This is a genomic window from Streptomyces boncukensis, assembly GCF_011045075.1.
Lineage (GTDB): Bacteria > Actinomycetota > Actinomycetes > Streptomycetales > Streptomycetaceae > Streptomyces > Streptomyces boncukensis.
Genome location: NZ_JAAKZZ010000400.1, coordinates 1 through 7,027, shown reverse-complemented (window position 1 = coordinate 7,027; position 7,027 = coordinate 1). Strand labels below are relative to the sequence as shown.

General features: G+C 74.7%; 4 protein-coding genes. 2 read left to right on the top strand and 2 right to left on the bottom strand.

The window, feature by feature from the left end; translation table 11 throughout:
- Positions 1-347 precede the first annotated feature (347 nt).
- Together G5C65_RS27935 and G5C65_RS27930 are read left to right on the top strand one after the other, a co-directional pair.
- On the top strand, positions 348-1,361 hold the full coding sequence (locus tag G5C65_RS27935) for an ATP-binding cassette domain-containing protein (RefSeq protein ID WP_165301798.1): 1,014 nt from the start codon (positions 348-350) through the stop codon (positions 1,359-1,361).
- Positions 1,358-2,269 carry an ABC transporter permease gene (locus G5C65_RS27930; protein ID WP_165301797.1) on the top strand — a complete coding sequence of 304 codons (912 nt, stop codon included), beginning with the start codon at positions 1,358-1,360 and terminating at the stop codon, positions 2,267-2,269. The genes G5C65_RS27935 and G5C65_RS27930 overlap by 4 nt, the downstream gene beginning before the upstream one ends.
- 28 nt (positions 2,270-2,297) lie before the next feature.
- Here G5C65_RS27930 and G5C65_RS27925 read toward each other — a convergent pair whose 3' ends face one another.
- Entirely contained in the window at positions 2,298-5,729 is a 3,432-nt protein-coding gene (locus G5C65_RS27925) for a BTAD domain-containing putative transcriptional regulator (protein WP_165301796.1), read from the bottom strand.
- A gap of 321 nt (positions 5,730-6,050) precedes the next feature.
- A complete protein-coding gene (gene panB, locus G5C65_RS27920; protein ID WP_165301795.1) occupies positions 6,051-6,917 on the bottom strand; it encodes a 3-methyl-2-oxobutanoate hydroxymethyltransferase in 867 nt (288 codons plus the stop codon).
- Positions 6,918-7,027: the final 110 nt, after the last annotated feature.

Sequence of the window (7,027 nt, the reverse complement as noted above, 5' to 3'; positions counted from 1 at the left end):
CTGCCGGAGGGGGCGGTGCTGCGGCCGCTGGAGCCGGTGCCGGTGCGGCAGCTGTACGCGATGTGGCGCGGCGCGGCATCCCGCCGCCCCGCGATCGTGGAGGCCCTCCGCGCCCTCCGCGCCGCCTGTGCCCCGTAACCGGAACCGGATGTGCCCCGAAGGGGCGCGGGGAACTGCGCGGCCGGGTACCGCGCACCCGCAGACCGCGAAGTACGGCCGGTGGCAGCCCGAATCCGGACCCGGAAGAGGGGCACCGGAAGAAGGGCCGGCCCTCACCCCGCCGAGGCTGGCGGCGCTGTAGGCGGGCTGTCGGTCGTTTGTCGGTGGGGCCTGGCACTGTGGACGGCATGACGCGACAGAAGACCACCGCAAACGCCGTGGAGGTTCGCGGCCTGGTCAAGCACTTCGGCGAGACCAGGGCCGTGGACGGCATCGATCTCGACGTACGCGAGGGCACCGTCATGGGTGTCCTCGGCCCGAACGGCGCGGGCAAGACGACGCTGGTGCGGATACTCTCCACTCTCCTGCAGCCCGACGCGGGCCAGGCCACCGTCGCGGGGTACGACGTGGTGCGCCAGCCCCGCGAGCTGCGCCGCACCATCGGCCTCACCGGGCAGTACGCCTCGGTCGACGAGAAGCTCTCCGGCTGGGAGAACCTCTATATGATCGGGCGGCTGCTCGACCTCCCCCGCCTCCAGTCCCGCCGGCGCGCGGACGAGATGCTGGAGCGGTTCTCCCTCACCGAGGCGGCCAGGCGCCCCGTGAGCAAGTACAGCGGCGGCATGCGCCGCCGGCTCGACCTGGCCGCCTCCATGATCGGCCGGCCCCGGGTGCTGTATCTGGACGAGCCCACCACCGGCCTCGACCCGCGCACCCGCAACGAGGTGTGGGACGAGGTGCAGAACATCGTGGCGGACGGCAACACCGTCCTGCTCACCACGCAGTACATGGAGGAGGCCGAACGGCTCGCCAGCGAGCTGACGGTCATCGACCGCGGCAAGATCATCGCCGAGGGCCGGGTGCCCGAGCTGAAGGCGAAGGTCGGCGGCCGGACGCTGGAGATCCGCCCGCAGCGCGCCGCGGAGCTGCACCAGCTGGTCGGCGCCCTGGCCCAGGCCGGACTGGACGGCGTGGGGGGCGCGACGGCCAGTGAGGAGACGGGCGTCGTCAGCGTGCCCATCGTCAGCGACGAGCAGTTGACGGCCGTGGTCGGGCTGCTCGGCGAGCGCGGTTTCGGGATAGCCGACATCGCCACCCATCTGCCCAGCCTGGACGAGGTGTTCCTGGCCCTCACCGGCCAGAAGGCCACCCACGAGGACGAGACCGCGTACGTGGACGAGAAAGAGGAGGTCGCCGCATGAGCAGCGCCACCGATACGGCCGAGACGGCCGGTACGGCCGATACTCCTGGGGCACGGTCGGCGACGCCGGCCGCGCCGAGCCCCGGTGCGGACGCCGCGCAGGCCCGGCGCGGCGGCGGCGAGGGGCGCATCGGACTGCGCGCGAATCTGCGGCACATCGGCGCGCTCGCCCGCCGCAACGCGCTGCAGATCAAGCAGGACCCCGAGTCGATGATGGACGCGCTGCTGATGCCCATCATCTTCACCCTGCTGTTCGTCTATGTCTTCGGCGGCGCCATCGGCGGCGACGGCGGGGGCAGCCGGGACCAGTACGTGCAGTATCTGATCCCCGGCATGATGGGCATGATGGGCATGTCGATCGCCATGGCGGTCGGCACCGGCATCAACGAGGACTTCCGCAAGGGCGTGATGGACCGCTTCCGGGCCATGCCCATCTCCCGGTCCTCCGTGCTGGTCGCCAAGTCGGTGGTGGAGGTCGGCCGGATGCTGGTCGCCATCGTCGTGCTGCTGATCGTCGGCTTCCTGGTCGGCTTCGACGTCAACGGGCACTGGCTGGGCATGCTGGCCTCCATCGGCCTCACCGCGCTGTTCGGCGCCTCGCTGCTGTGGATATTCATCCTGCTGGGGCTCACGATGCGCACGGCGCAGGCCGTGCAGGGCGTCTCGTTCATCGTGCTGATGCCGCTGCAGTTCGGCTCCTCGGTGTTCGTCCCCACGGACACCATGCCCGGCTGGCTGGAGGCGTTCACCCACGTCAATCCGCTCACCCATGTGGCGGACTCGGCACGCGGCCTGATGCTCGGCGAGGGCGCCGTGGCCGGACCGGTGATGTGGACCGTGGTGTGGGCCGTGGGGCTCACCCTGGTGACGGCGCCGATGGCCATCTCCATGTTCCGCAAGAAGACCTGACGCGCGGTTCGTTCCTGCCGCTGCCGCGTCATAGCGCGGAGCCGGGACCGGGATCGGGGTTCCGTACCGGCTCCGTCGCCAGGGCGACGGCCTCACCGATCGAGAGGCCGTCGCCCTCGGCGTACGCGCGGGCGAACGCCTCCCCGGACAGCCCCGCCCGCGCCGCCTCCTCGGCGGCCTGGCGCGACTCGTGCTCGACGGGGTGCGGATGGCTCCCGTCCGGAAGCGGGTGCAGCCCGTCGTAGGCCCCCAGCAGCCGCGCCGCCCGCTCCGGGTGCCCCAGCGCCGCCAGCGCCCGTGCGGCCGTCAGCAGCTGGGCGAGGGCGAGATACGGGGCCACGGCCTCGGCGAGCACGCTGCAGCTCTTGTCCAGCGCCTCGCGCACCGTGGCCAGCGCCGCGGAGGCGTTCCCGTCCACGATGTGCGTCCACGCGACCAGCCCGAGCGTCATCCCGCCGAACAGCGCGGGCGCCCTGTCCCTGAGCTCCTCCTCCAGCGGGCGCAGCAGCTCCCGCGCCTGCCCGGTCCTGCCCTGGCGGCCGAGGTGGACGGCGAGCTGGAACGCGGCGAAGTTGGCGCCGTCCCCGCTCTCGCCGCTCTCGTGCGCCCGTACCGCCTCCCACAGCAGCCGGTCGCCCTCGGCCGCGTCGTCCGGGTCGCCGGTCTCCACCAGCGCGTTGCCCAGCCGGGACTTGATCATCGGGATCTGGCTGTGCGCGCCGAGCTCCTCGGCGCGCTCGATGGCCAGCCGGTAGTCGTCGGCGGCATCGTGGAAGCGGCCGTGCAGGCAGTGCGCCTCGGCGCGGCTGGACAGCGCCTCCGCCTCGCCCCAGGCGTCGCCGACCCGACGGAAGATCTCCAGGGACTCGGCCGCGTCCTCGTGCGTGTGCGCCGAGCCGCCCCAGCGGTCGCTGGTCAGCTTGGCCCGCAGCTGGAGGGCGAACGCCAGCTCCCAGTCGTAGCCCAGCGCACGGCAGCCGTCGACCATCGCGTCGGCCAGCTCGCTGAGCCGGTCGAAGCGCCCGAACATGATCCACGCGAAGAACCACATACAGCCGGGGACCCGGCAGGTCTGCGGCAGCCCGGGGGAGTAGACCTCGGTGATGTTCCGCAGCCGCTGCTGCATCTGCGGGTCCTCCAGCTCGGCGACTCCGTGGAAGTCGTCGGCCAGCACCATCAGCCGTACGCCGCGGCGGGACTCCCACAGCAGTTCCTCGCTCATCGGCGGCGGCGCGTCCGTCACCCGCTCGTACACCGGCGGCGCCGGGGACGCGGGCGAGGCGAACGGGTCGGGGCCGAGCGCACTGGCGGCCGCGGCCCAGGTGCGGGCGTCCGGGCGGTGGTCGCGCAGCTGCCAGAACCAGCCCATGCAGAGCGTCAGGCAGAGCACCTCCTGCTCGTCCCCCGCGGCCACGGCGCGGCGCAGGGCCGTGCGGACGTTGTCGTGCTCCCGCTCCAGCCGCGCCAGCCACTCGGCCTGCCGGGGGCCGCGCAGCAGCGGATCGGCGGTGCGGGCGAGCTCGCGGTACGCCACCAGGTGCGCCCGCTCGGCGGCCGCGCGCTCCCCGGGCACCTCGTCCAGCTTCTCCGCGGCGTACTCGGCGACGGTCTCCAGCAGCCGGTAGCGCATCCCGCACCCCGCGTCCGCCGCGCCCCCGAACGGCTCCGCTGTCACCAGCGACTTGTCGACAAGGGAACCCAGCAGCGCGTCCGTCTCCCGCTCGGGGCCGCCGCACACCTCCTCGGCCTGCTCCAGCTCGCACCCGCCGGAGAACACCGACAGCCGCCGCAGCACCGCCCGTTCCCCGTCGTCCAGCAGCTCCCAGGACCAGTCCACGACCGCGCGCAGCGTCTGCTGCCGGGGCAGCACCGTACGGCTGCCGCTGGTCAGCAGCCGGAACCGGTCATCCAGCCGGCAGGCCAACTGGCGCGGGGTGAGCGAGCGCAGCCGCGCCGCCGCCAGCTCGATCGCCAGCGGCAGCCCGTCCAGCCGGCGGCACAGCTCCGCGCACGCCTCGGGGTCGTCCTCCACGCGGAAGCCGGGCCGCGCGGCCGCGCCCCGGTCGGCCAGCAGCCGCAGCGCCATCGGGTCCGGCAGCGGCTCCACCGGGCGCACGGCCTCCCCGGGCACGCCCAGCGGCTCCCTGCTGGTGGCCAGCACGGTCACCCCCGGGCACTCCACCAGCAGCGTCTCGGCGATGCGCGCCGCGGCCTCGATGATGTGCTCGCAGTTGTCGAGCACCAGCAGCATGTCGCGGGTGGCGCAGCGCTCGGCGAGCTGTGCGAGCGGGTCGAGCGCGGCTGGGTCGGCCACGGCCTGCAGCTCCTCGGCGGCGCTGTGCCGCAGCACGGTCTCCCGGCCGCCGAGCGCGCCCAGAACCGCCTCCGCGGTGTCCTCCGGGGCGCGTACGGGCGCGAGTTCGGCGATCCACACCCCGTCCCGCCAGCGCGGTCCGGGCCGCGACCGGTCGGCCTGCGCCCGCTCGGCGGCCTCCAGGGACAGCCGGGTCTTCCCGGCCCCGCCGGGCCCGGTCAGGGTGACCAGCCGGGAGCAGCCGAGCGCGCTGCCCAGCGCCGCGATCTCCTCGTCCCGCCCGACGAACGAGGTGAGGCGGCTGCGGAGATTCCCGCGCGCGGGCCGCGGCGCGGCGGGGCCCGGCGCGGTGGGGCCCGGTGCGGTGGGGCCCGGTGCGGCGGGGTGCGGTGCCGGGGCGGGCTCGGCGTGCAGCAGCTCGGCGTGCAGGGCGCGCAGCCGGGGCCCGGGGTCGGCCCCCAACTGCTCGGCCAGCCCGGCCCGCACCTCCTCGTAGGCGGCCAGCGCCTCGGCCGTACGCCCCGCGTCGCGCAGCGCGCGCAGCCGGAGCGCCTGGAGCGGCTCGTCCAGCGGGTGTTCGGCGGCCAGTTGCCGCACGGCGGGCAGTACGGACTCCGCCTGGCCCAGCGCGAGCGCGGCCTCCAGCCGGTCGCGGCGTGCGGCGAGGTGCCGCGCGGCGGCGCGGAGCGCGGAGGCGCCGCCGCCGTCCGGCAGGTCGGCCAGCGCGGGCCCGCGCCACAGCGCGAGGGCGTCGTCCAGCAGCGCCGCCGCCTTGTCGGGGTCGCCGTCGGCGAGGGCGCCCGCCCCCTCGTCCGCGAGGCGCTCGAAGCGGAAGAGGTCGACGGCTTCGCGCTCCGCGTCGAGGCGGTAGCCGCCGCCTGCGGCGGAGACGACGGCCTCCTTGCCCAGCGCCCGGCGCAGCCGGCCGACCAGCGCCTGCACGGCGGCCGGCTCGTCGGCCGGTACGTCGTCGCCGTCCCCGTCCGGCCAGACGGCGGCGGCCAGCGCGTCCGTGCGGACGGGCGCTCCGCCGGCGAGGGCCAGGGCCGTCAGCAGGGCGCGCAGCCGGGCACCGGCGACGGGGACGTCGGTGCCGTCTTCGCGGGTGACCCGCGTGGTCCCGAGGAGGCAGTAGCGATAACCCACCTCCTCATACTGCCACCGCGCGCAGTTGGCTCCCGGCCCGGTCGGCGTCCGGGCTGCCCCTGCCCGTGCTTCGCCGACTGCGCCGCCGTGGGGGCACCCCTCTGCTCAAGCGAAGCCGAGAGCGTGGGGGAGTGCCGAGCGCGCAGTGCCCCGCGCCCCTGCGGGGCGCGCAGCGGTCTCCCGAGCCAAGAGCGCCCCGCCAGGGGCGCGGGAACCGCGCGCTCGGCCCCGCGCACCCGCGGCCCGCGATGGGCGCCAAGGGGCAGCCCAGACGCGGCCCTCGGCGCCGGGGGCGGAGAGTAAGGTCAGCTCACCACAAGGTCAGCTGACCGTGTGCTCGGCGCCCGGATACGCGCCGCCGGCCACGTCCTCCGCGAACGCCGTCGCCGCCTCGCCCAGCGCGGACCGCAGCTCCGCGTACCGCTTCACGAAGCGCGGGAGCTTGCCGGGCGTCAGCCCCGCCATGTCCGTCCAGACCAGCACTTGCGCGTCGCAGTCCGGGCCTGCGCCGATGCCGACCGTCGGGATGTGGAGGGAGCGCGTCACCTCCGCCGCGACCTGCCCCGGCACCAGCTCCAGCACCACCGCGAAGGCGCCGGCGTCCTGCACCGCCTTGGCGTCCCGCAGCAGCTGCTGTGCCGCCTCCTCGCCGCGCCCCTGCACCCGGTACCCCATCGCGTGCACGGACTGCGGGGTGAGGCCGACATGGGCCATGACGGGGATGCCGGAGCGGACCAGCAGGTCGATCTGGTCGGCCGACCGCTCGCCGCCCTCCAGCTTCACGGCTCCGGCGCCGGACTCCTTGACCAGCCGGGTGGCGCTGCGGAGGGCCTGGACGGCGCCCTCCTGGTACGAGCCGAAGGGGAGGTCGGCCAGCACCAGGCTGTGCCGGGTGCCCCGGACGACCGCGGCCGTCAGCATCGCGACCTCGTCCAGGGTGACCGGGACGGTGCTCTCGTATCCGAGGTGGCAGTTGCCCATCGAGTCGCCGACGAGCAGGACGGGGATGCCGGACTCGTCGAAGACGGAGGCCGTCATGGCGTCGTAGGCGGTGAGCATGGGCCACTTCTCGCCGCGTTCCTTGGCCAGTGCGAGATCGCGCACCGTCACCCGACGGTTGCGCTTCCCGCCATAGAGGGCATTCCCGTCATTCCGGGCATGCTGCCGCGAAGAGTTCTGCTGCTGCATCGCTGCGTTCTCCTGTGATCGTCTCGAAGCGCCCTGCTGGCGTCTCCGGAGCTCATCCCATGCTGGCATGCCGGGCTGAACGGCGGTAGAGCGGCGGCGGGGTGGTGGAG